This window comes from Bacillus zhangzhouensis (assembly GCF_000715205.1).
Taxonomy (GTDB): Bacteria; Bacillota; Bacilli; order Bacillales; family Bacillaceae; genus Bacillus; species Bacillus zhangzhouensis.
Genome location: NZ_JOTP01000077.1, coordinates 1 through 831 on the forward strand (window position 1 = coordinate 1; position 831 = coordinate 831).

Consider the following 831-nt stretch of genomic DNA (forward strand, 5'->3'; position numbering starts at 1 on the left):
TAGCTCTACCACTGAGCTACTGCGGAAGATCATGGTGGGCCTGAGTGGACTCGAACCACCGACCTCACGCTTATCAGGCGTGCGCTCTAACCAGCTGAGCTACAGGCCCATGAACGATATACAAATGGAGCGGGTGATGGGAATCGAACCCACGACATCAGCTTGGAAGGCTGAGGTTTTACCACTAAACTACACCCGCAAAAATATGTATGGGGCGATTGATGGGAATCGAACCCTTTTAGTTGGAGCCATCTTACTGTCGAACAATATCCGGGATTTAGACGGCGACAAGGAAAATGGACGTAAAACACTTGCTATCCTTGCTGGACGTAAAAATGCAGTGAACATTCTACTTTCTATGTTTTTGGTATCATATGTACTCATTTTTGTTTATATCTTCACAGATATCGTTGGTAATAAAATGGGGCGATTGATGGGAATCGAACCCACGAGTGCCAGAGCCACAATCTGGTGCGTTAACCACTTCGCCACAACCGCCATAAATGTTATGAATCATATAATATAATTGGCAGGGGCAGTAGGAATCGAACCCACACCGGAGGTTTTGGAGACCTCTGTTCTACCTTTAAACTATGCCCCTATGAAAATAAAAATGGTGGAGGGGGGCGGATTCGAACCGCCGAACCCGGAGGGAGCGGATTTACAGTCCGCCGCGTTTAGCCACTTCGCTACCCCTCCACATATAGAAAAAAGAAAAAGCAGTGCCGGCAAGAGGACTTGAACCCCCAACCTACTGATTACAAGTCAGTTGCTCTACCAATTGAGCTACACCGGCAAATAGTGGTGGCTCGGGACGGAATCGAACCGCCG

Annotated in this window: 6 tRNA genes; all 6 read right to left on the minus strand. The window is 48.0% G+C overall.

The features are described 5' to 3' along the window. Positions 1-32: 32 nt before the first annotated feature. A tRNA-Ile gene (locus BA70_RS18875) sits at positions 33-109 on the minus strand. Between the two features lie 16 nt (positions 110-125). Then, a tRNA-Gly gene (locus BA70_RS18880) sits at positions 126-199 on the minus strand. Between the two features lie 223 nt (positions 200-422). Further along, positions 423-498 (minus strand) — tRNA-His (locus BA70_RS18885). Positions 499-527: 29 nt separating this feature from the next. Then, a tRNA-Trp gene (locus BA70_RS18890) sits at positions 528-601 on the minus strand. Positions 602-614: 13 nt separating this feature from the next. After that, positions 615-699: transfer RNA gene (locus BA70_RS18895), tRNA-Tyr, on the minus strand. A 24-nt stretch (positions 700-723) separates the two neighbouring features. Further along, a tRNA-Thr gene (locus BA70_RS18900) sits at positions 724-796 on the minus strand. Positions 797-831 lie beyond the last annotated feature (35 nt).